At 45.2% G+C, this 26402-nt stretch carries 27 protein-coding genes and 2 pseudogenes; 20 read left to right on the forward strand and 9 right to left on the reverse strand.

The features are described from left to right. Positions 1 to 10: 10 nt before the first annotated feature. The 3 genes and pseudogenes from PL85_RS05200 to PL85_RS05210 all read right to left on the reverse strand — a co-directional run. Positions 11 to 982 (reverse strand): annotated as a pseudogene (locus tag PL85_RS05200) (tyrosine-type recombinase/integrase); the annotation flags it as partial. A 92-nt stretch (positions 983 to 1074) separates the two neighbouring features. After that, a pseudogene (gene bcp, locus PL85_RS05205) lies at positions 1075 to 1407 on the reverse strand (thioredoxin-dependent thiol peroxidase); the annotation flags it as partial. A gap of 13 nt (positions 1408 to 1420) precedes the next feature. Further along, positions 1421 to 1963 (reverse strand): glycine cleavage system transcriptional repressor, encoded by a 543-nt coding sequence (locus tag PL85_RS05210; RefSeq protein WP_017042763.1) that lies wholly within the window; start codon positions 1961 to 1963, stop codon positions 1421 to 1423. Positions 1964 to 2245: 282 nt separating this feature from the next. Here PL85_RS05210 and dapA point away from each other — a divergent pair, with 282 nt between their 5' ends. Then, positions 2246 to 3124: a 4-hydroxy-tetrahydrodipicolinate synthase gene (gene dapA / locus PL85_RS05215; protein WP_026028067.1), complete on the forward strand. Its 879-nt coding sequence runs from the start codon at positions 2246 to 2248 to the stop codon at positions 3122 to 3124. 51 nt (positions 3125 to 3175) lie between these two features. Next, complete coding sequence (gene bamC, locus PL85_RS05220) at positions 3176 to 4195, forward strand: outer membrane protein assembly factor BamC (protein WP_088729052.1); 1020 nt, start codon at positions 3176 to 3178, stop codon at positions 4193 to 4195. A 43-nt stretch (positions 4196 to 4238) separates the two neighbouring features. On the opposite strand, the gene PL85_RS05225 is transcribed toward bamC, so the two are convergent. The 4 genes from PL85_RS05225 to PL85_RS05240 are packed head-to-tail and all read right to left on the reverse strand — an operon-like array spanning position 4239 to position 6604. Next, positions 4239 to 4418 (reverse strand): DUF2897 family protein, encoded by a 180-nt coding sequence (locus PL85_RS05225; RefSeq protein WP_170906945.1) that lies wholly within the window; start codon positions 4416 to 4418, stop codon positions 4239 to 4241. 1 nt (position 4419) lies between these two features. After that, complete coding sequence (locus PL85_RS05230) at positions 4420 to 5103, reverse strand: M15 family metallopeptidase (RefSeq protein WP_088729051.1); 684 nt, start codon at positions 5101 to 5103, stop codon at positions 4420 to 4422. Positions 5104 to 5106: 3 nt separating this feature from the next. Continuing rightward, on the reverse strand, positions 5107 to 6240 hold the full coding sequence (gene dapE, locus PL85_RS05235) for a succinyl-diaminopimelate desuccinylase (RefSeq protein ID WP_010320483.1): 1134 nt from the start codon (positions 6238 to 6240) through the stop codon (positions 5107 to 5109). Between the two features lie 16 nt (positions 6241 to 6256). Beyond that, positions 6257 to 6604, reverse strand: a complete 348-nt coding sequence (locus PL85_RS05240; RefSeq protein ID WP_017047857.1) for an ArsC family reductase — start codon at positions 6602 to 6604, stop codon at positions 6257 to 6259. Positions 6605 to 6807: 203 nt separating this feature from the next. Between PL85_RS05240 and PL85_RS05245 the strand changes: the two genes are divergently transcribed. Further along, complete coding sequence (locus PL85_RS05245; RefSeq protein WP_010318729.1) at positions 6808 to 7095, forward strand: winged helix-turn-helix domain-containing protein; 288 nt, start codon at positions 6808 to 6810, stop codon at positions 7093 to 7095. Between the two features lie 21 nt (positions 7096 to 7116). Here PL85_RS05245 and PL85_RS05250 read toward each other — a convergent pair whose 3' ends face one another. Further along, positions 7117 to 7470, reverse strand: coding sequence for a DUF4156 domain-containing protein (locus PL85_RS05250; RefSeq protein ID WP_115339200.1), 354 nt, complete (start codon positions 7468 to 7470; stop codon positions 7117 to 7119). Positions 7471 to 7474: 4 nt separating this feature from the next. Then, the gene (locus PL85_RS05255; RefSeq protein WP_115339199.1) at positions 7475 to 7816 is read right to left on the reverse strand and encodes a DUF2956 domain-containing protein; all 342 of its coding nucleotides are present in this window, start codon (positions 7814 to 7816) and stop codon (positions 7475 to 7477) included. 179 nt (positions 7817 to 7995) lie between these two features. Here PL85_RS05255 and PL85_RS05260 point away from each other — a divergent pair, with 179 nt between their 5' ends. From PL85_RS05260 to fliI, 17 genes are all read left to right on the forward strand, one after another. Further along, positions 7996 to 8463, forward strand: coding sequence for a DUF2919 domain-containing protein (locus PL85_RS05260; protein ID WP_115339198.1), 468 nt, complete (start codon positions 7996 to 7998; stop codon positions 8461 to 8463). 66 nt (positions 8464 to 8529) lie between these two features. Next, entirely contained in the window at positions 8530 to 9432 is a 903-nt protein-coding gene (locus PL85_RS05265; RefSeq protein WP_017048866.1) for a Dyp-type peroxidase, read from the forward strand. A 129-nt stretch (positions 9433 to 9561) separates the two neighbouring features. Beyond that, complete coding sequence (locus tag PL85_RS05270) at positions 9562 to 10695, forward strand: flagellin (protein ID WP_115339197.1); 1134 nt, start codon at positions 9562 to 9564, stop codon at positions 10693 to 10695. A gap of 243 nt (positions 10696 to 10938) precedes the next feature. Further along, complete coding sequence (locus PL85_RS05275) at positions 10939 to 12072, forward strand: flagellin (RefSeq protein ID WP_019281599.1); 1134 nt, start codon at positions 10939 to 10941, stop codon at positions 12070 to 12072. 285 nt (positions 12073 to 12357) lie between these two features. Further along, complete coding sequence (locus tag PL85_RS05280) at positions 12358 to 13488, forward strand: flagellin (RefSeq protein WP_026028066.1); 1131 nt, start codon at positions 12358 to 12360, stop codon at positions 13486 to 13488. A gap of 74 nt (positions 13489 to 13562) precedes the next feature. Beyond that, positions 13563 to 13991 (forward strand): flagellar protein FlaG, encoded by a 429-nt coding sequence (gene flaG / locus PL85_RS05285; RefSeq protein ID WP_013856302.1) that lies wholly within the window; start codon positions 13563 to 13565, stop codon positions 13989 to 13991. Between the two features lie 22 nt (positions 13992 to 14013). Beyond that, positions 14014 to 16014: a flagellar filament capping protein FliD gene (fliD, locus tag PL85_RS05290; protein ID WP_115339196.1), complete on the forward strand. Its 2001-nt coding sequence runs from the start codon at positions 14014 to 14016 to the stop codon at positions 16012 to 16014. Position 16015: 1 nt separating this feature from the next. Further along, positions 16016 to 16321, forward strand: a complete 306-nt coding sequence (locus PL85_RS05295; protein ID WP_013856304.1) for a flagellar protein FliT — start codon at positions 16016 to 16018, stop codon at positions 16319 to 16321. A 10-nt stretch (positions 16322 to 16331) separates the two neighbouring features. After that, a complete protein-coding gene (gene fliS / locus PL85_RS05300) occupies positions 16332 to 16742 on the forward strand; it encodes a flagellar export chaperone FliS (protein WP_010318718.1) in 411 nt (136 codons plus the stop codon). 248 nt (positions 16743 to 16990) lie between these two features. Continuing rightward, a complete protein-coding gene (locus tag PL85_RS05305; protein ID WP_017045739.1) occupies positions 16991 to 18457 on the forward strand; it encodes a sigma-54 dependent transcriptional regulator in 1467 nt (488 codons plus the stop codon). Between the two features lie 129 nt (positions 18458 to 18586). After that, positions 18587 to 19645, forward strand: a complete 1059-nt coding sequence (locus PL85_RS05310; RefSeq protein ID WP_013856306.1) for a sensor histidine kinase — start codon at positions 18587 to 18589, stop codon at positions 19643 to 19645. Beyond that, on the forward strand, positions 19645 to 21054 hold the full coding sequence (locus PL85_RS05315; RefSeq protein WP_026028065.1) for a sigma-54-dependent transcriptional regulator: 1410 nt from the start codon (positions 19645 to 19647) through the stop codon (positions 21052 to 21054). The genes PL85_RS05310 and PL85_RS05315 overlap by 1 nt, the downstream gene beginning before the upstream one ends. Positions 21055 to 21138: 84 nt before the next feature. Continuing rightward, the gene (gene fliE / locus PL85_RS05320) at positions 21139 to 21450 is read left to right on the forward strand and encodes a flagellar hook-basal body complex protein FliE (RefSeq protein ID WP_026028064.1); all 312 of its coding nucleotides are present in this window, start codon (positions 21139 to 21141) and stop codon (positions 21448 to 21450) included. A 14-nt stretch (positions 21451 to 21464) separates the two neighbouring features. Next, positions 21465 to 23207, forward strand: a complete 1743-nt coding sequence (gene fliF / locus PL85_RS05325; RefSeq protein WP_017042743.1) for a flagellar basal-body MS-ring/collar protein FliF — start codon at positions 21465 to 21467, stop codon at positions 23205 to 23207. Further along, positions 23200 to 24243 (forward strand): flagellar motor switch protein FliG, encoded by a 1044-nt coding sequence (gene fliG, locus PL85_RS05330; RefSeq protein WP_017042742.1) that lies wholly within the window; start codon positions 23200 to 23202, stop codon positions 24241 to 24243. Before fliF ends, fliG begins: the two co-directional genes overlap by 8 nt. A gap of 30 nt (positions 24244 to 24273) precedes the next feature. Further along, complete coding sequence (gene fliH / locus PL85_RS05335) at positions 24274 to 25077, forward strand: flagellar assembly protein FliH (protein WP_017042741.1); 804 nt, start codon at positions 24274 to 24276, stop codon at positions 25075 to 25077. After that, positions 25077 to 26399 carry a flagellar protein export ATPase FliI gene (fliI, locus tag PL85_RS05340; RefSeq protein ID WP_013856312.1) on the forward strand — a complete coding sequence of 441 codons (1323 nt, stop codon included), beginning with the start codon at positions 25077 to 25079 and terminating at the stop codon, positions 26397 to 26399. The genes fliH and fliI overlap by 1 nt, the downstream gene beginning before the upstream one ends. Positions 26400 to 26402: the final 3 nt, after the last annotated feature.

Genomic DNA, 26402 nt, shown 5'->3' on the forward strand with positions numbered 1-26402 from the left:
AATTTTAGTTGACCACTACATTACGAGGCTTACTGCCTTTTGTGCGAGTAATTTTGATTGGTACTGAGTCCAAATCACTGTAGTCAGCCTTTCCTATGTCGTGAGCGGGGAAGTGAATGGCTTCGTCAATTCTGAGTCCCGCGTCGGCGCATAGCCGATAAATTAATTCTGTCGACTTTGGGAGTGACGTTACATGTTCATTAAATAAAGCCTTGTGCTCAGGGTGCATGGGCTTGAGCTTTTTATGGGCGGGTGTGTTCTCTTTTTTAGGAAATATCCTCATGATATTGGAGGTTTCATAAGTACGTTCAGAGCCTGATTTTGTGTGAGCCAACATATCGTGCTGGTTTAACTCTTGATGCACAGTTCCAGTTGTGTAGTGGGTAACAACATTCCGATCGTTATTTTTGATGTAGCCGTATTTTTGCATCCATTTATAGAATCCAATCACGGCACTCATGTAACTTCTAGCGGTAGATAAACTAAAAGCTTCATCGCCATTAGCACCTTCAATATTATTGCAGTTCGCAAGCAGAAACTCAGCAAATCGCCAAGGTGCTCCTTCTTCCTCATATTTGGTTAAAGATTTATAGCTCAAATATTCAGGAGGAATGATATTCCCATCTTCGTCTTCTTGCTCTACGCAGGTTGAATCTAAGAATCGAGTAAAGGCGAGTAGACCCTTAGCAATTGAACTAGTGTCTTTTACTTTTGCTTCACCGCGTAACTTAGACACTAGGTATAGGGATTGAGGATAGACAACCAACCCATTACGACCAATGATGATATTGGTTTCTTTGATGAACTGCTTTAAGGTGGATGGATCTAATGAGGATGGTTCTAATAAGGCTGAAAAAGCAACTTCTCCTGATTCAGTATCAGTGCTGCTTCTTATTTTGAGCTTGGCTAACGTATCAACCTTTATTGGTAATAACCAACAGTCATCATAAATGTCTAAGTATGTATTATTAGTTTCTATCAAAAAACAACCCTCAATATGTTTACTCACATATTAAAGATAGTTTTGTCATAAAAACCAATCAAGGTTATTTGTCATGAAAATTAACTAAGGGTAAACTTCTTCTCACCCCATACGCCGAACTGTTCAGCAACCACGTGGTCTTCATCGGATAATAAAGTAAAGTTTAAGTGATCACGTTCAATGAATTTACCTAAACGCTTCACGGGATCGGTGCTGACTCCGAGTACCACTACGTTATGAGCATCGAGTTCTGCTTTTACATCTCGAAGGCCTTGAGCCTGAACAGTACAACCTGGTGTCATGGCTTTAGGATAAAAGTAGAACAACACCTTTTTCCCTGAGAAATCAGCAAGGGAAACGGTATTTCCATCTTGATCTAAAAGTGAAAAAGCAGGTGCTGGCGTGCCTGCAGTAAGCGTTTTCATTATTCTTCCTTTTTTATTGACTGTTTTTTATAAAGTTAAGAGAACCTTGTACATCCAGTGTCTTGCATAAACTGTCAAATTCTTCTTGTAGTTGCATTAAGTTACACCCTGAATCGACACTGGCGGTAATGGCAATATGAAATTGGTCGTGATCAAGGCGTAACTTTGATTTATGAATCGTCTGCGCACTCAGTGAAGCCATACCAATATTACGATTGGCAAAAAATTGAGTGAATTTCTCTGTTAGGCCAATTTTGTCTTCAGACTCAACAAACACTTCAACCGTATAGGCATTATCTTGATAATCATGAGGTGATGTACGTTTCATGATGGTGATGAGATCATGTTGTTGGCCTAATAAAGGTAAGGTTGTCTCTACTCGGGTGATGTGGTTTGTATTGCCAGAGACCAGCATGATGAGCGTGAACTCTTTGCCAAACAAAGCAATTCGGCTATCGATGATATTGCAGCCTGATTGCGTAACTAAACGTACCACTTCATTACAGATACCAGGGCGGTCTGTCCCTACAGCAGTGATCACTAGATGCTGAGTCATAATATCGCTTCACTTTTATCGTTTTGGGCATGTTATCACAGTTAAATTATAGAGGAACGGTGGTGGAATAGCTTTTTAAGAACTCCGTCTTGAAAATAACGTGTTGTTGACATCGACATATTCAGATCCGCTATAAAGTTTGCCCTTAATTGATGTTGTTTGTTAAACCTCTAACATCTGATAAATATTCATCCAAATGGGCTGATTAAGCGAATTTAATCCCTTGTGTTTTTCAATCGCCTTACAGTACCATGCAGAAAGTAACAAATTAGGGAGATGGACATGTTTTCAGGAAGTATCGTAGCGCTCATTACACCGTTTAATCATGATGGTGAGGTTGATTTTGTTAGTTTGAAGAAGCTGGTGGACTTTCACGTGACAGCCGGAACTGACGCCATTGTTGCCGTCGGAACAACGGGTGAATCTGCCACGCTAACCGTTGAAGAGCATGTCAAAGTTGTCGCAAAAACCGTCGAGTTTGCCGAAGGACGTATTCCTGTGATTGCGGGAACGGGTGCGAATGCTACTCATGAAGCGGTAACGTTTAGCCGTTTATTAAATAATACAGGTATTGCTGGCTGTTTAAGTGTGACTCCTTATTACAATAAACCAACCCAAGAAGGTTTATTTCAACACTACAAAGCAATTTCTCAAGAGACTGATATCCCTCAGATTCTCTATAATGTACCAGGCCGTACAGCGGTTGATTTGCGTCCTGAAACCGTCGCTCGCCTTGCTGAAATTAAAACGATTGTCGCCTTAAAAGATGCAACGGGTGATTTGAGCCGAGTGGCTCTGCATCGTGAACTTTGTGGAAAAGACTTTATCTTATTAAGTGGTGATGACGCGACAGGTTTAGAGTTCGTTAAATTAGGTGGACAAGGTGTTATTTCGGTGACGAATAATATTGCCGCTAAAGATATGGCGCAGATGATGCACTTAGCATTAGAAGGCCGGTTCGACGAGGCTGAGCTTATTAATCAACGTTTGATGCCTTTGCATAAAGGTCTATTTGTTGAGTCGAGCCCGATCCCAGTGAAATGGGCTGCTCACAAAATGGGATTGATTACAAATGGTGATCTACGTCTACCTTTGACTGAACTGTCTGAACCTGTACGTTCAACGGTTGCCCAAGCCATGACCGAAGCTTGTATCTTCTAAATCGATTCAATATTGTGCCGAGGCTTTTTCCTCGGCAGTCTAGGAGTTTGAATGAAATTTACTCATCAGCTAGTTATCAGTTCACTAGCTGTTTTTGTTTTAAGCGCATGTGCTGGTAACGCTTCTCAGCGTCGCCAAGCAAAAGATGATTTTGCTTATTTAGAAACCCCGGCTCTAAAAGAGTGGCAACTTCCTGAAGGAGCCACTCCGCAGTTTTATCTTAACTACCAAATACCAGAAGGTGACTTCCAAGGTGGCATTGGCCGTACTGTGGATATTCGTCCTCCTCAACAAGTATTAGAATTGATCCCTGGCGCGCGTGCCGAGCGCCAAAATGGCGAAGTGACATTATGGATGATCAAGCAAGATGAAGCCGACAAGGTGTGGCAAACTGCGTTAGCCATGCTTAAAGAGCGAAACATTGGTATCGCTGCACAAAGTGAAAACCAGATTGATACTGATTGGGTGACTTGGGTTTCTGAAGATGAAGAAGTTGAGATTGGTAGCCGCTACCAAATCTCACGAGTGATGGCGAATAATCGTTTTGGCTTTAAGATTTCATTGACTGGTTGGCGTGAAGGTGGCAAAGAGATGCCAGTGAGTGCTACCAATAAAGAGCGTTATAATGCGTTCATGACCAATTTGGTCACGGCTCGTTACGATACCGATCTACGTCAAGAAGCAGCACGTAAAGCTCAACAGTTGGTTAAACAGATCCCCATTACGATGGGCAGTGACCGTAGTGGTTTCCCTGTCATTATTGCTCGTACCTCTTACGATGTTCTGTGGCAACGTTTGCCTAATCTTATGCCGCAGTTCGGTTTTACGCTCGAAGAGCGCAACCAATCTCAAGGTACAATAAAAGCGAAATACTCCGCGCCAGATGACGCCTTTTGGCAAGACATTGGCGTGAAACCTATCTCGCTGAAAAGTGGAACTTACACCTTCTTGTTAGGTGATCTAGGTAACCGTACCTCGATCAACGTGACCAATTCAGCTGGCAAACCGGTGGAAGAGGAGCTATTGAAAGATATGGTGCCTGTACTGTCGGCGATTGCCGAGCGTCAGTAATTGTGATGACGAATCCATGAAAAATAAAGGGACGAAAGTCCCTTTATTTTTGCTCTGAATCTGAGTCTTCGTGCTTATCAAGTTCGTTGAGTTTATCCAGATCACTCTTCTTCCCTTTCAAGCCAAATTTCATGTTAGCCGTGTATTTCAGCGCGGCAATATTACCGATAAACACCGCTAAGATTACAATAGTGATAACCCAAGGGTTGGTAATGAATTCCATATCAGGACTCCGGTTGGCTGATGTTAACAATGTACTGAGTGTAGATCCGATCTAAGTTCTCTTGTACCGTCGACACACCTAGGAGCGGCATGTTTTCAAGCTGTGTCGCCAATACGCTTGGCGTCAACAGGTCAAGGCAGTCTTTAGCCGCTGTTTTGTGGCTAATATGCCAAGGTTCAAACGCAACACCGCCTTTCTTTCCTTGGTAGGGGAAGAAAAAACCAAACTTAGGTAAATGCTTTTTCATCCATTGATAAAAAGGAGCTTGGTGGCCTGAGAGATATTCCCACGGTTCAAGCTTGAGCGTGACACCTGTCGGTAATGCTTTGCGATCAAAAACATCAAAGTCACAACCCCAATGGTGGCGACTGCTACCGGGCAGCGCTGACCAGCGCAAAATCGTGAATATCTTTTGTTCTTCGCTTAACTGAGCAGGGTTTACCGGTTGACTGTTATTATCAAGTAATTCGGCTTGCCCTGACATTTTCCGATTCCAGATGTTCAACTGGCGTTCAAAATCACGAAACCCACTGGCGATATGGAAATCAAAACCAGCATCGTCAGCCGCTTGCTTTAAATCGAGCAAATCTTGGATCACCCCGGGGTGAACCAAGAAAGATTTCTGCCCAATCAGCACTGATGTTAAATGGGAGTCGGTTTGTCCGGTCAACTGCTCTGGAGTCATGGGTTACACCAATAAATTCTCTAAGGTTTTTTGGTACATATCCGTCAGTTTCTCTAAATCGGCGATCTTAACGCACTCGTTAACTTTATGAATTGTCGCGTTAACAGGACCAAGTTCGACCACTTGTGCGCCCATCTGGGCAATAAAGCGTCCATCAGATGTGCCCCCTGTCGTCAATAGCTCTGGGGATTTGTGGTTCACCTCATCGACGGCTTTAACGACGGCAGTCAGTAATGAACCCGTATCGGTCAAGAAAGGTTGGCCGCTTAATGTCCAGCGTAATTCATAATCCAATCCATGGGCATCTAAGATAGAATGCACGCGGCGCTTGATCTCTTCATCGGTTAACTCGGTACTGAAACGGAAGTTAAACTGCACGTCAAACTCACCGGGGATGACGTTTGATGCCCCCGTACCAGCTTGCAAGTTTGGAATTTGGAAGCTGGTCGGTGGGAAATAAGCGTTCCCTTCATCCCATTTTATTGCCGCAAGTTCGGCTAGCGCAGGCAAGGCTTGGTGAATCGGGTTATTAGCAAGGTGAGGATAGGCAACGTGTCCTTGAATCCCTTTTATCTGTAGATCGCCTGTAATTGAACCTCGACGGCCATTTTTTATCACATCGCCCACATTTAATGTACTCGATGGCTCACCGACGATACACATCTCAATTGGCTCATTACGCGCCATTAACGTATCGACTACGCGAGTGGTGCCATTGATGAATGGCCCTTCTTCATCTGAAGTGATCAAAAAGGCAATCGAGCCTTGATGGTTAGGGTGCTGTTCAATAAAGCGCTCGACAGCGACAACCATGCAAGCAAGCGAGCCTTTCATATCTGCCGCCCCGCGCCCATGTAAATAACCATCAATTACAGTCGGTTCAAACGGCGCTGTATGCCACTGCGCTAAAGGGCCCGCGGGAACCACATCCGTATGGCCAGCAAAGGCAAAAAGAGGCGATTGAGTACCGCGGCGAGCCCAAAAATTAGTGGTATCTTCAAAGACCATTGTTTCCACTTCAAACCCTAGCGCTTGTAAGCGTTTAATCATCAGGTCTTGGCAACCTGCATCCTCAGGAGTTACTGATTGGCGACTAATGAGATCTTTTGCGAGCGCCAGTACAGGGCTGTCTGTCATCCTTGAAATCCTTGTATTAAGAGAAAATAGCAGCGTATTGCTGAGCATTAAAACCGAGATGGTAATGGGTATCGACCAATAAGATAGGTCGTTTGATCATAGCTGGTTGTTCAACCAACAAAGTCACAACACTGTGAGCATCTAACGACTCTTTTTGTGACGGCGTGAGCTGACGAAAGGTTGTACCGCGTTTATTGAGTACATTTTCCCAACCAAGCGCTTGGCAAAACTGAGCCACGAGCTCGGCATCAATACCTTGTTTGCGGTAGTCATGGAATTGGTAATCCACCCCCGCAGCTTCCAACCATTTCCGTGCTTTTTTAATGGTGTCGCAGTTGGGAATGCCATACATAGTGATCGTCATAAAAATCCTTGTTGAGGCGTATTATTTTTTTAATGGTCAAATCCTATCAGGAAGCGCTGTGGCTTACAAAATAGAGATGCTTTTATTTCGTTGTTTAAAAAAAATGTGTTTCAGTTGCTTACGATTGGAAAGTTATTGATCGAACGCAACACTCTAAATGTGAAAACAGAAATAATGAAGCGGCACAGTAATAGGAGGTGTCAATGGAACTGAGTCCTGTTTTTGCAAGGCGACTGTATTTAGCTTTGTTAGTAGAAAGCCTTGAAAGACCAAACGTGCCCAAACTCATCGAAAAAACGGGGTGGCCTCGCCGTACGATTCAGGATGTCCTGAAAGCACTGCCAGGAATAGGGATTGAACTGATGTTTGTTCAAGATGGAAGGCGTCACAATGATGGTTACTATCAACTCTCTGATTGGGGGCCATTTGATAGTCAATGGGTATTAGATCGTCGCTGTGATATTGCGACTAGCCTTGGATTTAGTGCATAAGCCAGCATTTGCTGGCTTTTTTTATGGTGTTTTCATATCCACATTGGGTAAGCAACGATAAACAGTACCGAAAATCGTGACAGAGGTTTTGAAATAATTGGAGTAGTCGAGCGTTACTGTATCGCCTCCCAGTTGATGAGCGTGAGTTTTTAGCTCGTTTACCGCCCTTCGAATCAATCTGTCATTGGGAATGAGCCAAGAGCTGAACCAGTAACCTTCACTGCCTGTCACATCCCCTAACCAGTCACACTGACCAGCATCAAATCCGGCATCAGTACGAATCTGAATGCGATCTGCATCGTTTGGGAGTGGGCTGTGTGATGAGCTACAGCCTATCATTAGCGCTGCCAGTAATAATATAGACAGTCTTTTCATCAGTTTAACCTTTCAGAACTAGATAAGAGATAAAACCAAGCCAGCTCACGATCAGCAGTGCCCAAGGTAACCATGAGGTCGATACCAAGCTGGATGACGTTTCAATATGTGTGGGTTCTTCTTCTGTATTTTGTGCGGTTTTCTTTAGCTGCAATGCTCTTTTTTTGGCTTTATCTGCCTGTCGGCTTTTCTCTTTTTGCTGCTTTTTATACAAGGCTATGCCTTTCTCAATGCCTTGAGCGATCAGCTTGGTTTGTTCTTTCGTTTGCCCTTGCTTTTGAGTGGCTAAGGCGACTTTCATGGCTTGTTGCTGAGTTTGTTCTGAGGGAATAATCGTTTTATTCATAACGTTTACAAGCGGCTATAGACAGGCGCTCACCCTATCACGTATCGTCATCCTTCACTATTGAGATTGATCACTATGCGTGATGTTCAAGTTAGAAACTGGTCAAGAGCAAAAGATCTGGCTAGCTATTTGAAATCGATTCGCTAAAGTAAAAACGTTTTTTTAAAAGAGCGAAGGTATTGATGCGTTATGCGTTAGAGCGATACGACCAGCATGGTTTTCTTAAAGCCCCTAAACTTATCTGGCTTGGTTGGTTATTTTTGGCAAAAGCTTGGATTGTTTTCGTGGTGGCAGGAGCAAGCCGAGATAATGGCACGACGATTTTAACCATTGTTTACCCAGACCATTCGATGCTTTATTTGGGGTTGATTATGGGGTTGCCAAGTATCATTCTGATGTGGCTTATCAGCTTACGTGCTCCTGAACGATCGTGGCTAAACCGCATCGTCAGCATGGGAAAACCGCTGACGTTACTTATGGTTATCTTGCAATTTATACAAACGCTTTATCATATCCATTTAGAGTACGGCGTTTTTAATTGGGCCAATGCAAGCACACTGTTGGTGCTGTTATGGTTTGGTCTATATCTACTGAAGAGTAAAAGTGTGCGTGATTGTTTTTCTATCCCGCTCATAGACAAGGCGTGATCCCAATCAAGGTCGCCCCAAAAAACTGAATTACACTGAGCAAAAATAAGTAAGTGAGGATATTTTATGACACAACCTCAAACCGCGATTCTGCCTGAAGCAGGTCCGTTTGCACTGTTTAGCCTTTTAAAAGTAAAGCAAAATCCGGCGCATGTTTTAGCGCAATTGAAAGCATTGCCCGCTTTAGTCAATGAGATAAATCAACATCAACCCGGCGCTGAATTAACCGTGTCGGTCGCGTTTACTCGCACCTTTTGGCAGCGTTTAAACCAAAGCATACCACAAGAGCTGATTGATTTTCCTGAGCTTGGTAAAGGCGAAACCATAGCACCAAGTACCGAGGTAGATGTGTTGATTCACTGTCATTCTCAGCGTCATGACTTGCTGTTTTATGTGTTGCGTAAATGGATGGAACCCGTGGCTGAGTTGGTTGAAATGGTGGATGAAACCTATTCATTTCGTTACCTCGATGCGCGAGATATGACGGACTTTATCGATGGCACTGAAAACCCTAAAGCCGAAAAACGTCAAGAAGTGGCACTGATTGCTGATGGTGAATTTGCTGGCGGCAGTTATGTGATGTTGCAGCGTTTTGTGCATAACCTTCCAGCGTGGAATCGCTTAAATGTGGCGGCGCAAGAAAAAGTGATTGGGCGCACTAAGCCTGATTCGATTGAGCTTGATAATGTACCTGCAGCGTCTCACGTTGGCCGTGTCGATATCAAAGAAGAGGGGAAAGGGCTGAAAATTGTTCGTCATAGCTTACCTTACGGTACGGTGAGTGGTGAGCACGGTTTACTATTCATTGCTTATTGCCATACGCTGCATAACTTTAAAGTGATGTTGGAAAGTATGTATGGTGTGGCGGATGGTAAAACAGACCAACTGCTGCGCTTTACCAAAGCCGTAACGGGTGCGTACTTTTTTGCCCCTTCAGCTGAGATGCTGCAACATCTTGAACTAAAGTAAGTTTCAATACTGACCTACTATCGGACCGAGCCTTGTGCTCGGTTTTTCTTTTTTAAGCATTTTATGTAAAGAAAAGCGTCTACTGTCCGATAAAGAGATCATTCATTCATTCTATGGCATGGGTCTGTTATGGCAATTACCGTTAATACCAATGTTTCCGCTTTGATTGCGCAGCGCCACTTAGGCTCAGCAAGCGAAATGTTGAATCAATCTTTGGAGCGTCTTGCTTCCGGGAAGCGTATTAATAGTGCCAAAGATGATGCTGCGGGTTTACAAATTTCGAATCGCCTTGAGTCGCAAATGAGGGGCTTAGATGTCGCTGTACGCAATGCTAATGATGGCATTTCAATCATGCAGACTGCTGAAGGTGCAATGCAAGAGACCACCAGCCTGCTTCAGCGTATGCGAGATCTCTCTTTGCAGTCGGCGAATGGCGCGAACAGTAAAGCGGATAGGCAAGCTTTACAGGAAGAAATGAGCGCCTTGAACGATGAATTAAACCGAATCGCTGAAACCACCTCTTTTGGTGGTCGTAAGTTACTGAATGGTTCGTTTGGTCAATCCTCATTTCAGATAGGGGCGAGCTCTGGCGAAGCTGTGCAAGTTTCGTTAAAAAACATGCGTTCAGACAGTTTGGATATGGGGGGCTTTAGCTATGTTGCGGCAGGCATGGCGGATAGCCAGTGGCGGGTGACACAAGATAATCGGCAGCTCACCATGAGCTATACCGGCGCCAAGGGAAAACAGCACAATATTCAAATCCAAGCAAAAGTAGGGGACGATATTGAAGAGTTGGCAACCTACATCAATGGGCAAACCGATAAAGTATCGGCGTCAGTCAACGACAAAGGACAGCTACAGCTGTTCATGGCGGGTAAAGAAACCTCTGGGACTATTGATTTTAAAGGTAGCTTAGCCAATCAGTTGCAAATGAATGTGACGGGATATGAAGCAGTAGACACTCTTGATATTACCGAAGTCGGTGGTGCGCAGCGGGCGGTTGCCGTCATTGATACCGCAATGCAGTACGTTGATAGCCATCGCTCTGAGTTAGGCGCGTTGCAAAACCGTTTTAACCACGCCATCAACAACCTCGACAACGTACATGAAAACCTTGCTTCTTCAAACAGTCGAATTAAAGATACTGACTATGCGAAAGAGACCACCCAAATGGTAAAACAGCAAATCCTACAACAAGTCAGTACCTCTATTCTTGCGCAAGCCAAAAAACAGCCAAACCTAGCATTGGCCTTACTTCGCTAGCGATAAAAATCAACAATTATCGACCTTTATCAACAACTCTTTAGCGAAATTATTACCTTTTTGGTGGGTTTTTGACCTCTCGTCCTGTTTTTTACACTAAACACATTTTTTTTAAGAAAATTGAAAAAAAATCCTCAAGCTTTGGAAAATACCGCCGTTATAAAAAGTAACTTTGAGAGAACTATTTGGTTTTCCGAGACGTCGGAAACCGGAAACATCGGAAAATCAATTGGAGTAATCACCATGGCAGTTAATGTAAATACCAACGTATCAGCGATGACAGCACAGCGTTACCTAAACAGCGCTAGCAATGCACAACAAACATCAATGGAACGCCTATCTTCTGGCTTTAAAATCAACAGCGCAAAAGATGATGCGGCAGGCCTACAAATCTCTAACCGTTTGAATGTTCAGAGCCGCGGTCTTGACGTAGCAGTACGTAATGCGAATGACGGTATTTCTATTGCACAAACCGCTGAGGGTGCGATGAATGAAACGACCAACATTTTGCAACGTATGCGTGACTTGTCACTGCAATCAGCTAACGGTTCAAACTCAAAAGCAGACCGTGTAGCGATTCAAGAAGAAGTCACCGCTCTGAATGACGAGTTAAACCGTATCGCAGAAACCACATCATTTGGTGGTAACAAATTACTTAACGGTACTTTTGAAACTAAGTCATTCCAAATCGGTGCGGATAACGGTGAAGCCGTCATGCTTAGCCTAAACAACATGCGTAGTGACAATGCTATGATGGGCGGCACAAGCTACCAAGCGGCGAACGGCAAAGATAAAGATTGGTCAGTTCAAGCCGGCAGCAACGATCTACAAATCACCCTGAAAGATACTTCAGGTACAGATCAGACTATCAATATCTCAGCTAAAGAAGGCGATGATATTGAAGAGTTGGCGACTTACATCAACGGCCAAACTGATATGGTGAAAGCATCAGTTGATGATGAAGGAAAACTACAAGTCTTCGCTGGCAGTAATAAAGTAGAAGGCCCTGTAACATTCGCAGGCGGTCTTGCTGGTGAGCTCGGCATGCAAGCTGGTCAAGCTGTTACCGTAGATGTCATTGATGTGACCTCTGTGGGTGGCGCTCAAGAATCGGTTGCCATTGTTGATGCTGCACTGCAATTTGTAGATAGCCACCGCGCACAATTAGGTGCATTCCAAAATCGCTTTAGCCATGCAATCAGCAACTTAGATAACATTAACGAAAACGTGAGTGCTTCTAAGAGCCGTATTAAAGATACTGACTTTGCCAAAGAAACAACAGCGCTTACTAAGTCGCAAATTCTTTCTCAAGCATCAAGCTCAGTGCTGGCTCAAGCAAAACAAGCGCCACAAGCGGCACTTAGCTTACTTGGCTAAAAGAGCCCAATAGCTCAAGAGTTACCCTTAATGAAAATCCAGCCTCGGCTGGATTTTTTTGCTTAGCGGCAAAGTGGAAAAAGTGTTAGTTGATGCAGCATTATCTTTCTTACTTTTTGACGCTAATCACATTTCTCATGCTCGCTGCATAAATTTTAAAAAAAGGCTTATTTTTTTCTAAAGGATATAAATCTTTCGCCGTTAAAGGATACGAGAGAAATGAGGTGTACCTACGTGAGGTGAGAGACACGGAAGTACATCAACACAATGCCTAAGGAGATCAATATGGCAATTAATGTAAGCACTAACGTGTCTGCAATGACCGCACAGCGTTATTTAAATAACGCCGCTGATGGTACGCAGAAATCGATGGAGCGTCTGTCATCGGGCTATAAAATCAATAGCGCGCGTGATGATGCAGCGGGTCTACAAATCTCAAACCGTTTAACGTCACAAAGCCGTGGCTTAGATATGGCGGTAAGAAACGCAAATGATGGTATCTCCATTGCACAAACCGCAGAGGGTGCAATGAATGAAACCACCAACATCTTGCAACGTATGCGAGATCTTTCTTTGCAATCAGCAAACGGTTCTAACTCAAGTTCAGAACGCCAAGCGATCCAAGAGGAAGTCTCAGCACTCAATGATGAATTAAACCGTATTGCTGAAACAACCTCGTTTGGTGGTAATAAACTGCTAAATGGTTCGTTTGGTAATAAATCTTTCCAAATTGGTGCCGATTCTGGTGAAGCTGTGATGCTTTCCATGAGCGACATGCGTTCTGACACAAAAGCGATGGGCGGTAAGAGCTATGTCGCGACAAATGGCAAAGCGCCTGACTGGTCAGTCACCAATGCGACGGATCTGACTCTGAGCTATACTGATAAACAAGGAGAAGCTCGCGAAGTCACCATTAACGCTAAAGCGGGTGATGACTTAGAAGAGGTCGCTACTTACATTAATGGTCAAAATGGTGACATCAAAGCTTCAGTCGGTGATGAAGGTAAATTGCAACTGTTTGCCGCCAATCAAAAAGTCTCAAGCGATGTCACTATTGGTGGTGGACTGGGTACTGAAATTGGTTTTGCTGCAGGTAAAGACGTAACCGTCAAAGACATCAATGTCACAACGGTTGGCGGCTCTCAGGAAGCTGTAGCTTTGATTGATGGTGCACTAAAGGCCGTTGATAGCCAACGCGCCTCGTTAGGTGCATTCCAGAACCGTTTCGGTCATGCCATCAGTAACCTTGATAACATCAACGAGAACGTCAACGCTTCTCGTAGTCGAATTAAGGATACTGATTATGCCCGTGAAACAACCCAAATGACGAAGTCGCAGATTTTGCAGCAAGCGAGTACGTCAGTTTTGGCACAGGCGAAGCAGTCACCATCTGCAGCTCTTAGTCTATTGGGTTAACCGATAGGCGAATGGAGCTTTGTGGGGAAAGCAGTGTTTTCACTGCCAACCTATGAGGTGGAAGGGAGATTGTTATGGAAATACCATCCTACACATCGAACATCCAGCCTTACGGCTCGCAAAGTGGCATTAAATTTGCTTCAGAAAACGATGGCGCGACACGCGCTTCCTCGAAACAAAATGAGGTGAATCGTACTGAACAGTTAAGAAATAGGCAAAACCAAAGCGTTGAAGCGGCAATCGAGCTTGCACAGCAACGAGAGCAGATCAACAAATCGGAAAGAGCCAAGATGGTAGAGCAGATGAATGAATTTATCTCATCTATCAACAAAGACTTAGCGTTTAGAGTCGATGAAGAATCAGGACGGGATGTTGTGACGATTTATGAAGCCAGTACTGGTGACATTATTCGTCAGATCCCGAACGAGGAAATGCTAGAGGTTTTGCGACGCCTTGCCAGACAAAAAGACCACAGTACAGGTTTATTGGTTGCTAAGGTGTAATCGTAGTTTTTGAGGTGATTTAATGAGCTTAGGCCCGATGGGTATGAATACTGGCATGGATATCAATTCCTTGGTCAGCAAAATTGTCAATGCAGAGCGCGTTCCTAAGCAGCAACGTATTGATAATGAGCTTGGCCAAATTGATGCCAGTATCAGTGCCTACGGCCGGCTCAAAGAGTCGCTGGATACGATGAAAAATCTTATGACGAATTTTCGTCAGGAGAAGGCTTTCGCTTTGCGAAAAGTCGATACTACTGATGAAAATGTCGTCTCCGCGACAGCCACCACTGACGCAATAGCAGGTAAATATGCTATCGATGTGTTGCAGCTTGCACAGAGCCATAAAGTTGCCTCGGATGTTTTAGAGAAAGAGGCAAAATTTGGTCCTGGTAAGCTGCAGATTTCACTTGGTGATCAGAAGTTTGATGTTGATGTCCAAGCCAATTCAAAATTGATTGATATCGTTCGCGGTATCAGCAGCACTAAAACCAATCCCGGAGTTCGTGCTTCGGTAATCAATGATGTTGAAGGACCACGTTTGATTGTGGCCTCTAATCTATCTGGAAAAGATCATGACATTAAAATTAATGCTCAGTCTGATGCCGGAAATCCGCTCAAAAATCTAGAATACAAAACGCTGGAAGAACGCGTTAAAGATTTAGAAAAAGCACGCGCTGCGGCGCAACAAATCATTGCACCACTCACGCCAGCTCAACAAGCTATCGCTGCAAAAGTCGCCGAGAAAATAGGTGCGGCGGCACGCGAAGTTGACCAAAGTATGGCGAGTGGTGTTCAAGAAGTCGCCGGGCAAGTAGCTTCCGACGGTAAAGTTGCTAATGCTGCCGGTGAATTAACCGACGCCGCTGTCAAAGCTGCCGCCGCCGCCGGTGTTGCTGCCAATAAGTATCAGAAACCGCAAGATCGTATTCCAGGGTGGACTGAAACCGCCTCTGGCACCTTGCTCGATTCCTACTATGAACCTGAGCCAGAGCTTGATGCAACCGCGTTAGAAAAAGCGCCAGATGTGCCCGGTTGGACCAATACTGCTTCTGGTACTTTGGTTGACTCCTATGTCACTCCCAAAGAAGCGCAAGCCAAGCTTGAACAGCAATTAGCAGTTGAAAAAGCCGCGGTTGCGGCGGCGGTGCGTAGTGGTGAACTGACGCCAGAGCAAGCCAAGCAGAAAGAGCGTGAAAAGCTTGACCCGCAAGAGCGTGAGTATTTAGATAAAGTGGACAAAGCAGATGCTGAACTTAGAGCGGCACAAGCATCGTTTGACGCCTATCAAGGTATGACTCAAGTACAAGCAGGCCAAGATTCCGTGGTGGTTTTGGACGGTGTGGCGACCCTTTCTAGCAACAACAACGTGATTGAAGATGCAATTGAAGGGGTTGATTTGACCCTTAAAGGGCAAACGGCCAAAGGCAAACCACCGGCTGAAATTGGCATCGAATATGACCGCAAAACCGTGCGCGATGATATTGAACAATTTGTCGCGGCGTATAATCAGTTTTATCAGGTCTCTAAAGAACTTGGAGGCGTTGACCCTCGGACTGGCCAAGCTGGGCCACTGGCGGGTGACAGTATTGTGCGCAGTGCAGATTCCCGCCTACGTAGTGTTTTTTCGACTAGAATTGAGCAGGCCCCCGAAGAGATCAAAAGTCTGATTGAGTTTGGTATTACCACCACACGCCAAGGGACACTTGAAATTAACTACGACATGCTAGATCGCCAACTCAATAACAACTTTAATAAGCTAGGTGAGTTCTTTGGTGGAAACCAAGGATTTGCCAAACGGGTTGAAGATGCTATTCAGAGCATGACGGGGGTTACAGGGTCGATTCGCACACGCGAAAAAAGCTTAGTAGAACGCAACTACCGTGTGGCGGACGACCAAGCGGCACTCGATCGCCGCATGGACAGTTTGGAGAAGCGAACGCATTCTAAGTTTTCAGCAATGCAAGACGCGACCAGTAAAATGCAGAACCAATTAGCTGGTATGATGAATGCGTTAGGCGGCTGATATGGAACAGCAACTCGACCTTTTAAGTGATCTAGATCACCAAATAAGAGCAATGCTTGTCATTGATGAAATTAATACTGAAGAAATCAATCATCTTGTCGATAAAAGGGAACGGATATTGCAAAACTTACTGACGCATGCGTCAGAAAATCCACAGTTTGCAATGTCGAGCCAATGGCGAGAGGCTATTGATGAAACTAAACATCTTGTTGAACTGATGCAGTCAAAAACGGTCGAGATCGGTAGAACGCTCCAAAAATACCGACACGGTAATAAATCCGTTCAGCAATACAAAAAGTTTTTATAAGAGGAAGACTATGCGCGGTTCTTTACAGGCATACAAAAAGGTATCAGTGGATAGCCAGCTCAGTGCGGCCTCGCCGCATAAAGTCGTACAAATGTTGATGGCGGGTGCCATTGAACGCCTTATTCAAGCAAAAGCAGCAATGCTACAGGGGAATATTCCAAGTAAGGGTGAACGCCTTGGTAAAGCATTGGATATCATTATTAGCTTACGCAGTTGCTTATCGATGAGTGATGGCGGGGATATTGCAAAAAATTTAGATCAGCTTTATGAATTTATGATCACTCAGATCACCGAAGCGAATCATCAAAATGACCCGCAACCACTGGATGATGTGATCGACATCATTCGAGAAATTAAATCAGCATGGGATCAAATCCCTCCTGAATACCACAATCTGACGGCAAGCGAAGTGGGCATATAAGTTATTTATAAAACTTTAGGCACTTATTTTTTAAAGTTTTAACTGATGTCACACCAGCTCATTGCTTGGTTGCCTTATTTTTTTTATTCCATAGAATAGAAGCCATTACTAGCCTAATGGCTTTTTTTGTTGCTGAATTCCACAAATTGTCTATCGTTTAATCAAGTGATTATAGAAAAACAAAACTGAATAACGATTTTCAGAAGTGCGGCCACAATTTCTCTGATTTAAGGCAAATATTCTCACCTATGCAAGGTTTAGCAAAACTGCTTGTGATAGAAGACGATCCGCAGATCCGTCTCAATCTAAGTAACATTTTAGAATTTGTTGGAGAGCACTGCGAGGCGATCGAGTCATCCCAAATCAAGGATATTGATTGTTCAAGATTGTGGGGGGGCTGCATTATTGGATCGCTAAAAAGTGAGCAGTTAACTGATGAGATAGCTCAGTGGTTGACTAAGGCCAACTATATTCCACTTCTAATGGCAAACAAGCAGCCATATTCATTGGAAGAATTTACTCAATACGTCGGTGAACTTGAGTCACCCCTTAATTACCCTCAACTGAGTGACGCATTACGACATTGCAAAGAATTTTTAGGACGTAAAGGCGTGCAAGTTCCCTCTACATCGCGTAAGAATACCTTATTTCGTAGCCTTGTAGGCCAAAGTCATGGTATCCAAGAAGTTCGTCATTTGATTGAGCAAGTCTCAGGCACAGAAGCTAATGTGCTGATCTTAGGTGAATCTGGAACGGGCAAAGAAGTGGTTGCGCGTAACATCCATTATCATTCTGCACGCCGCAACGGCCCGTTTGTGCCGATTAACTGTGGTGCGATTCCGGCTGATTTACTTGAAAGTGAATTATTTGGTCATGAAAAAGGGGCGTTTACCGGAGCGATAACCGCGCGTAAAGGTCGTTTTGAGCTTGCCGAAGGCGGTACTTTATTTCTCGATGAGATCGGTGATATGCCGATGTCGATGCAGGTAAAGTTGTTGCGTGTGTTACAAGAGCGCTGCTTTGAACGTGTGGGCGGTAACACCACCATTAAAGTGAATGTGCGTGTGGTGTCAGCGACTCACCGCAATTTAGAAAACATGATTGATGATGAATCATTTCGTGAAGATCTTTACTATCGACTCAATGTTTTCCCAATTGAAATGCCAGCGCTAAAAGATCGCAAAGACGACATTCCATTGCTGTTACAAGAACTCATGACACGTATGGAAGCGGAAGGTGGACAGCCATTTTGTTTTACCCCGCGAGCCGTCAATTCGTTAATGGAACACAATTGGCCGGGCAATGTTCGTGAGCTAGCGAATTTAGTTGAGCGGATGATCATTCTCTATCCAAATAGTCTCGTCGACGTCAATCATTTACCAACTAAATACCGCTATAGTGATATTCCAGAATTCCAACCAGAGCACAGCTCCTATGGCTCTGTTGAAGACCAAGAACGTGATGTGCTGGCGGGTATTTTCTCTGAAAACTTCAGTTTTGAAGACGTCGAAGAGATGCACGAAAATCTCAACGCACCGCAGTCATTGCCTCCTGAAGGCGTGAATTTGAAAGAGCTATTGGCGGACTTGGAAGTCAATATGATCAACCAAGCCCTTGAAGCTCAAGGCGGAGTGGTAGCGCGTGCCGCTGATATGCTGGGTATGCGCCGTACCACCTTGGTTGAAAAAATGCGTAAATACAATATGCAACGGTGATTCAAAAACAGCATGGGTAAAGTTTAGTCAATATATTGGCAATGGATTAATTCTTTGATTTTAAAGAAAAATAGCCTGGCATGTATTTTGCGTGTTAGGCTATTGTTGTTTTATAGGTAGAATTTCGACATGCAGTCTCCTGACACACCCATTAATCAATCTCACTTAGATTCTGTAGAGGATCAAGTTGAGCGCTATAAACAGGTTCTTGATGTGATGCCTGCTGGCGTCATTTTGCTCGATACTCAAGGCGTAGTCAGAGAAGCTAACCCTGAAGCTCAGCGGTTATTGCAAGTCCCATTGGCGGGTGAAAAATGGTATTCCGTCATTCAAAGTGCTTTTGCGCCGAGAGAAGATGATGGGCATGAAATCTCGCTGCGCAATGGTCGTAAAGTTAGATTAGCCATTTCAGCATCAGCAACAGGCCAATTGATATTAATCACCGATTTAACCGAAACTCGGTTACTTCAATCACGCATCAGTGATTTACAGCGCTTATCCTCACTCGGTCGAATGGTGGCGTCTTTGGCACACCAAGTTCGCACACCGTTATCCAGCGCTATGCTCTATGCCTCAAATTTAGGTGCGCCTAACTTGCCAAACGCTACAAGAGAGCGTTTTCAGTCTAAGCTGATGGATAGGCTTCATGATCTTGAAAAACAAGTCAATGATATGTTGTTGTTTGCCAAAGGTGGTGACAATAAAGTCATTCAGCCGTTTACAGTGACAGACTTGGTCAGCGAATTTGTTCCCATGGTGGAAACGGCATTAAAAAATAGCGCAATTGATTATCATCAGGAAGTGGAACAAGAAGGGACAGTGGTGTTAGGCAATGCAAATGCCATTGCCTCTGCACTGAGTAACTTAGTGATGAACGCAATACAAATTGCGGGTAAGGCGTCGCAAATTGATGTCTTTTTTCGCCCGGTAAATGGTGAGCTGAAAATCTCGGTACAAGACAGTGGCCCGGGAGTCCCTGCTGCGCTGCAAAGTAAAATTATGGAACCGTTTTTTACCACTCGCTCACAAGGAACGGGGTTAGGGTTAGCGGTGGTACAAATGGTCTGCCGCGCCCATGATGGGCGATTGGAATTAATTTCAGAAGAAGGGGAGGGTGCTTGCTTTACTATGTGCATTCCACTCGAGCGTCATGCCCCTTCTTCACCAACAGAGACTGGAGAAGGATGATGGCTCAAAGCAAAGTCTTAATCGTTGAAGATGATGAAGGTCTACGCGAAGCGTTAGTCGATACCTTGGCGCTGGCCGGTTATGAATGGCTGGAAGCTGATTGCGCCGAAGATGCACTGATTAAACTCAAAGCACATCCTGTTGATATTGTTGTCTCTGACGTTCAAATGGCTGGCATGGGTGGCCTTGCACTGCTGCGCAACATCAAACAGCATTGGCCCAATTTACCCGTGTTGCTGATGACGGCGTACGCCAATATTGAAGATGCTGTCTCGGCGATGAAAGAGGGCGCCATTGATTACATGGCAAAACCCTTTGCCCCCGAAGTGCTGCTCAACATGGTTAGCCGTTACGCGCCAGTGAAATCGGATGATAACGGTGATGCGGTTGTTGCCGATGAGAAAAGCCTGCGCTTATTGTCACTTGCCGACAAAGTGGCAAAAACCGATGCTAACGTCATGATTTTGGGCCCAAGTGGCTCAGGAAAAGAGGTCATGTCTCGCTACATTCATAACTCATCTCCGCGTAAAGATGGGCCATTTGTGGCGATCAACTGCGCCGCCATTCCAGACAACATGCTCGAAGCCACCTTATTTGGTTATGAAAAAGGGGCATTTACAGGAGCGGTACAAGCTTGTCCGGGCAAATTTGAACAAGCACAAGGTGGGACCATTTTACTCGATGAGATCAGCGAGATGGATCTGAACCTACAAGCAAAACTGCTGCGTGTACTCCAAGAGCGTGAAGTGGAACGCTTGGGGGGGCGTAAAAGCATTAAGCTTGATGTCCGCGTATTGGCGACCAGCAACCGCGACCTAAAGCAGTATGTGCAGGAAGGCAATTTCCGTGATGATTTATATTATCGCCTCAACGTCTTCCCAATCTCATGGCCAGCGCTACGTGACCGCAAAGGGGATATTGAACCGCTGGCTCACCACCTTGTAGAGCGTCACTGCACTAAGCTTGGTTTACCTGTGCCTCGTATCGCGCCGCAAGCCATTAACAAGTTGCTTAGTTACGCTTGGCCGGGCAACGTCCGTGAACTTGATAACGTCGTGCAACGCGCGCTGATCTTGAGCGAGCAAGGAGACATTGCAAGTGAACATATCTTGTTGGAAGGGGTTGATTGGCAAGATGCTAGCAGCCTGCAACAAGTCGTAGAGCGCAGCGATATTGCCACACCAGAGATTAAGCCTGTAGCACAAGCCGAAGTGAACAAGCTGTTTAATAACAATGGCGCTGCATTGGGTGATGAGCTGAGAGATCAAGAGTACACCATTATCATGGATACTTTAGTCGAGTGCCAAGGCCGCCGTAAAGAGATGGCTGACAAGCTCGGAATTAGCCCTAGGACACTGCGTTATAAATTAGCGAAAATGCGTGATGCAGGAATTGATATCCCGAATTAACCCCAAAGTGGGTGATGGCATATAAATTGCTGCATCACAGAAAGAAGCAGCACAGCAGTCAAAGATTTGGCGTTAGAGGTAGCAATGAGACTTGATGGTTTAAACAGCGAAATGCAAACAATGATGTTGGAAGCAACCAATGCTCGTCCTACGGCAACTGGACAAAGTGTGAGTGCTGATTTTGGCGACATGCTTTCCAAAGCCATTAATAACGTGAACAGTTTGCAAAAGACCTCAGGTAATTTACAAACCCGCTTTGATCGGGGAGATGAAAATGTCTCACTATCGGATGTGATGATTGCTCGTAACAAGTCGAGTGTAGCCTTTGAAGCGACGATTCAAGTTCGAAATAAACTTGTCGACGCCTACAAAGAACTCATGAATATGCCCGTATAAATTAGGTAGCCGCCGTGGCAGAAGATAAGCAAACAACCGATCTTACCGTGACCAGTGGTTCTGACCACGCTTTAATGGCGAGCTCAGATCTAGACATGGACACGCAAAACCCAGATCTTGAAGAGAAGAGTTCATCCAAAAGTGATTTTGCGATGGGCGACTTGGACTTGTTGCGCCAGGTGGTGTTAGTCCTCTCTATTTCCATCTGTGTGGCACTGATTGTCATGTTGTTCTTTTGGGTTCGAGAACCTGAAATGCGCCCGCTTGGCGCTTATGAAACCGAAGAACTTATTCCTGTCCTCGATTATCTTGATCAGCAGAAACTGACCTATAAATTAGATGGTAATACTATCTTAGTGCCATCCAGTGAATACAACAGCTTAAAACTCAACCTCGTCCGTGCAGGGTTAAATCAAAACAAGCAAGCGGGCGATGAAATCTTGATGCAAGACATGGGCTTTGGTGTTTCTCAGCGCCTTGAGCAAGAGCGCCTTAAACTTAGCCGTGAACGTCAGCTTGCCAAAGCGATTGAAGAGATGAAGCTCGTCAACAAAGCTCGTGTGTTATTGGCGCTGCCTAAGCAAAGCGTATTTGTTCGTCATAACCAAGATGCATCCGCATCTGTCTTTCTTACCTTACGAACTGGCGCGAACCTCAAACAAGAAGAGGTCGACTCTATTGTCGATATGGTCGCCAGTGCCGTGCCAGGGATGAAACCCAATCGAATTACCGTAACTGATCAACATGGCCGTTTGCTCAGTTCAGGCTCTCAAGACCCCGTGTCTTCTGCTCGTCGTAAAGAACAAGAACTTGAACGCAAGCAAGAAGAGGCGCTGCGTGAAAAAATTGATTCGGTATTAATACCAATTCTAGGTTTTGGTAATTATACCGCCCAAGTGGATATCCAACTGGATTTCAGTGCCATTGAACAAACGCGTAAACGTTTTGATCCCAATACTCCCGCAACTCGCAGTGAATATACGCTTGAAGATTATAACAACGGTAGTATGGTCGCTGGTGTCCCGGGTGCATTAAGTAATCAACCCCCAGCGGATGCTTCGATCCCTCAAGACGTTGCGCAGATGAAAGATGGTTCGATACTCGGGCAAGGTTCTGTGCACAAAGAAGCCACTCGCAATTTTGAACTCGATACCACCATTAGCCATGAGCGCAGGCAGTCCGGTGTTGTTAACCGACAAACGGTGGCGGTGGCGATTAAAAACCGATCATCGGTTAACCCAGAGACTGGCGAAGTCACCTATACTCCATTGAGCGAAAGTGAAATTAGCGCCGTGCGACAAGTCTTGATTGGGACGGTTGGCTTTGATGAAAACCGTGGCGATTTGTTGAATGTCTTGAGCATGCAATTTGCCGTGCCTGAAGTTGAGTCAATGGTTGATGTCCCTATTTGGGAACATCCAAACTTCAACGATTGGGTACGCTGGTTTGCTAGTGCCTTGGTTATTGTGGTTGTTGTGCTGGTGCTGGTTCGCCCTGCACTGAAAAAACTGCTCAACCCTGCTGCGGATGATGATGACCCAATGTACGGACCTGATGGTTTACCCATTGGTGCTGATGGTGAAACCAGTTTAATTGGCAGTGGTATTGACGGCGGTGATCTCTTTGAGTTTGGTTCCGGTATTGATTTGCCAAACTTACACAAGGATGAGGATGTACTGAAAGCGGTGCGTGCTCTGGTGGCCAATGAGCCTGAACTTGCGGCTCAAGTAGTGAAGAATTGGATGCAAAATGCCTGAAGATAAAAATGGAACTGAAGTGGAAGAATCAAAGATCGATATATCAACGATTTCTGGTGATGAAAAAGCGGCTATTTTGTTGTTGAGCTTAAACGAAGAGGACGCCGCAGGCATCATCCGCCATCTTGAACCTAAGCAGGTACAACGAGTCGGTAGCGCGATGGCGAAAGCGAAAGAGCTTAGCCAAGAAAAAGTGGGCGCGGTGCATCGTGCTTTCCTCGAAGATATTCAGAAATACACCAATATCGGTATGGGCAGCGAAGACTTTATGCGTAACGCGCTTATCGCTGCATTAGGTGCCGATAAAGCCAATAACTTGGTCGATCAAATTTTGCTTGGTACGGGTTCAAAAGGGTTGGATTCATTGAAATGGATGGATCCGCGACAAGTGGCGAGCATCATTGTTAATGAACACCCACAAATCCAAACCATTGTTTTATCGTATTTAGAACCGGATCAATCGGCTGAAATTTTGGCGCAGTTCGCACAGCGTGACAGTTTAGATTTACTAATGCGTATTGCTAACCTTGAAGAAGTACAACCTTCAGCATTAGCTGAACTAAATGAAATCATGGAGAAACAGTTCGCAGGCCAAGCGGGTGCGCAAGCAGCGAAAATTGGTGGCTTGAAAGCCGCGGCCGATATCATGAACTACCTCGATAATAATCTTGAGGGTTTGCTCATGGATCAGATGCGTGAGCAAGATGAAGACATGGCAACGCAGATCCAAGATCTGATGTTCGTGTTCGAAAACTTAGTCGAAGTCGACGACCAAGGCATTCAAAAATTGCTGCGTGATGTACCGCAAGATGTGCTGCAAAAAGCACTCAAAGGTGCTGATGATGCCTTGCGCGAGAAGATCTTCAAAAACATGTCAAAACGTGCAGCTGAGATGATGAAAGATGATCTTGAAGCCATGCCACCCATTAAAGTCTCTGACGTTGAAGCGGCGCAAAAAGAGATTCTGGCGATTGCACGTCGCATGGCCGACAGTGGCGAAATTATGCTGTCTGGCGGCGCAGACGAATTCTTATAATCTAACCCTGACTCAACAATAGGTAGCATTATGTCTGGAGAAAGAAAACGCGGCTTTTTACGTTTAGATGCAGACGCTAATATTGAACAAGCCAAAAAGTGGGGGTTGCCGGACTACGGCGCAGAGATCAATAAAAAAGCCAAAGAAACGGCAATGAACTACGACCCCGGTTGGATGCCAAGTTTTGATGAGCCAGTGGCTGAAGAGCCGCTGCAACTCAGCGAAGAAGAGATTGGCCAGATCAAACAAGGGGCTTATCAAGAAGGTTTGCATCAAGGTCAAGAAGCCGGATTCAAACAAGGTTATGAAAAAGGCAAAGAAGAAGGTCTGATTGCAGGACACCAAGAAGGTGTTGAGCAAGGCAAAACCGAGGGTGTCGCTGAAGGGCAAATTCTCATCCAGCAGCAGGTTGATATTTTCGTTGGTCTTGCCAATCAATTTGCTCAACCGCTAGAGTTGATGAATGCCCAAGTCGAAAAACAGCTGGTCGATATGGTTTTAACCTTGGTCAAAGAAGTCGTTCACGTTGAGGTACAAACCAATCCGCAAGTGATCTTAGATACCGTCAAATCGTCGGTTGAATCCCTGCCTGTATCCGGTCATGCCATCACATTAAAACTCCATCCAGAAGATGTTGACGTGATTCATTCTGCTTATGGCGAAAAAGAACTGGATTTCCGAAACTGGACATTGGTCAAAGAACCAGCATTAAATCGCGGTGACGTCCAGATTGAAGCTGGTGAGTCGAGTGTGAATTATCGAATGGAAGATCGCATTCGTAGCGTGTTGAAAAGTTTTTGTGGCACCAATCGTCACCAACAAGGTGATCAATAGTGTTGTCTCTTGCCGATCGCCTTAGTCAATACAAAACTGAAGGGTTAACCTGCCGCCCAATGGCATCGGGCAAATTGGTCCGTGTGGTTGGTTTAACCCTTGAGGCTACTGGTTGTAAAGCCCCTATTGGTAGCTTATGTAAAGTAGAAACCATGTCCGGAGAAATGGAAGCGGAAGTGGTTGGCTTTTCTGGCGATAACCTCTATCTGATGCCCAGCGAACAGATAACAGGCGTACTGCCCGGAGCTAAAGTTACCCCAATGACAGGGGATGCGGGGCTACCAGTCGGGATGGAGCTGCTTGGACGGGTGATTGATGGTGTCGGTAATCCACTCGATGGGCTGGGGCCTATTTATACCGAAAAGCGCGCATCGTTTAATGCTGACCCCATCAATCCATTAGCTCGCAAACCCATAACAGAACCTCTGGACGTTGGCCTAAAAGCGATCAACGGTTTACTGACGGTGGGTAAAGGGCAGCGGATTGGTTTATTTGCTGGTTCTGGTGTCGGTAAATCTGTAACGCTTGGCATGATGACTCGTGGCACAACCGCTCAAGTGGTGGTGGTGGGGCTGATTGGTGAACGTGGCCGCGAAGTAAAAGAGTTTATAGAAGAGATTTTAGGCGTTGATGGACGTCAACGTTCAGTTGTAGTAGCCGCGCCTGCGGACTCCTCACCGCTGATGCGTTTAAAAGGCTGTCAAACCGCGTTAGCGATTGCGGAATACTTTCGTGATCAAGGGTTAGATGTATTGCTACTAATGGACTCGTTGACTCGTTTTGCCCAAGCGCAACGTGAAATTGCGTTATCTGTCGGTGAGCCGCCAGCCACAAAAGGTTATCCGCCGTCGGTGTTTGCTAAACTGCCCGCCTTGGTTGAACGAGCGGGAAATGGAGGTCCTCACCAAGGATCGATTACCGCTTTCTTTACCGTGCTCACCGAAGGGGATGATCTACAAGACCCGATCGCTGATGCATCGCGAGCCATTCTTGATGGTCACATTGTTTTATCACGTGAAATGGCCGATGCCGGACATTACCCTGCGATTGATGTAGAGAAATCGGTCAGCCGTGTCATGCCACAAATCACCACCGATGAACATCTGTTGATGTCGAAAGCGGTGCGTCAAATACTCTCCATCTGCCGGAAAAATCAAGATCTCGTCTCTATCGGTGCTTACAAGCCGGGGACGGACCCTGCGATTGACAGTGCATTTACGCTAAAACCTAGGCTGGATGAATATTTGCAGCAAGGGATGAAGGATTCGGTTCCTTACGACATGTGCGTCAATATGCTCAAGCACGTTTTGCAAGTGGGGTAATCG

This window comes from Vibrio anguillarum, from assembly GCF_001989995.2.
Taxonomy (GTDB): domain Bacteria; phylum Pseudomonadota; class Gammaproteobacteria; order Enterobacterales; family Vibrionaceae; genus Vibrio; species Vibrio anguillarum.

Coding starts and splice junctions, on each gene's coding strand:
- PL85_RS05210 (WP_017042763.1), bottom strand. CDS start 1,963: ATGACTCAGCATCTAGTGATCACTGCTGTAGGGACAGACCGCCCTGGT.
- dapA (WP_026028067.1), top strand. CDS start 2,246: ATGTTTTCAGGAAGTATCGTAGCGCTCATTACACCGTTTAATCATGAT.
- bamC (WP_088729052.1), top strand. CDS start 3,176: ATGAAATTTACTCATCAGCTAGTTATCAGTTCACTAGCTGTTTTTGTT.
- PL85_RS05225 (WP_170906945.1), bottom strand. CDS start 4,418: ATGGAATTCATTACCAACCCTTGGGTTATCACTATTGTAATCTTAGCG.
- PL85_RS05230 (WP_088729051.1), bottom strand. CDS start 5,103: ATGACTCCAGAGCAGTTGACCGGACAAACCGACTCCCATTTAACATCA.
- dapE (WP_010320483.1), bottom strand. CDS start 6,240: ATGACAGACAGCCCTGTACTGGCGCTCGCAAAAGATCTCATTAGTCGC.
- PL85_RS05240 (WP_017047857.1), bottom strand. CDS start 6,604: ATGACGATCACTATGTATGGCATTCCCAACTGCGACACCATTAAAAAA.
- PL85_RS05245 (WP_010318729.1), top strand. CDS start 6,808: ATGGAACTGAGTCCTGTTTTTGCAAGGCGACTGTATTTAGCTTTGTTA.
- PL85_RS05250 (WP_115339200.1), bottom strand. CDS start 7,470: ATGAAAAGACTGTCTATATTATTACTGGCAGCGCTAATGATAGGCTGT.
- PL85_RS05255 (WP_115339199.1), bottom strand. CDS start 7,816: ATGAATAAAACGATTATTCCCTCAGAACAAACTCAGCAACAAGCCATG.
- PL85_RS05265 (WP_017048866.1), top strand. CDS start 8,530: ATGACACAACCTCAAACCGCGATTCTGCCTGAAGCAGGTCCGTTTGCA.
- PL85_RS05270 (WP_115339197.1), top strand. CDS start 9,562: ATGGCAATTACCGTTAATACCAATGTTTCCGCTTTGATTGCGCAGCGC.
- PL85_RS05275 (WP_019281599.1), top strand. CDS start 10,939: ATGGCAGTTAATGTAAATACCAACGTATCAGCGATGACAGCACAGCGT.
- PL85_RS05280 (WP_026028066.1), top strand. CDS start 12,358: ATGGCAATTAATGTAAGCACTAACGTGTCTGCAATGACCGCACAGCGT.
- flaG (WP_013856302.1), top strand. CDS start 13,563: ATGGAAATACCATCCTACACATCGAACATCCAGCCTTACGGCTCGCAA.
- fliD (WP_115339196.1), top strand. CDS start 14,014: ATGAGCTTAGGCCCGATGGGTATGAATACTGGCATGGATATCAATTCC.
- PL85_RS05295 (WP_013856304.1), top strand. CDS start 16,016: ATGGAACAGCAACTCGACCTTTTAAGTGATCTAGATCACCAAATAAGA.
- fliS (WP_010318718.1), top strand. CDS start 16,332: ATGCGCGGTTCTTTACAGGCATACAAAAAGGTATCAGTGGATAGCCAG.
- PL85_RS05305 (WP_017045739.1), top strand. CDS start 16,991: ATGCAAGGTTTAGCAAAACTGCTTGTGATAGAAGACGATCCGCAGATC.
- PL85_RS05310 (WP_013856306.1), top strand. CDS start 18,587: ATGCAGTCTCCTGACACACCCATTAATCAATCTCACTTAGATTCTGTA.
- PL85_RS05315 (WP_026028065.1), top strand. CDS start 19,645: ATGGCTCAAAGCAAAGTCTTAATCGTTGAAGATGATGAAGGTCTACGC.
- fliE (WP_026028064.1), top strand. CDS start 21,139: ATGAGACTTGATGGTTTAAACAGCGAAATGCAAACAATGATGTTGGAA.
- fliG (WP_017042742.1), top strand. CDS start 23,200: ATGCCTGAAGATAAAAATGGAACTGAAGTGGAAGAATCAAAGATCGAT.
- fliH (WP_017042741.1), top strand. CDS start 24,274: ATGTCTGGAGAAAGAAAACGCGGCTTTTTACGTTTAGATGCAGACGCT.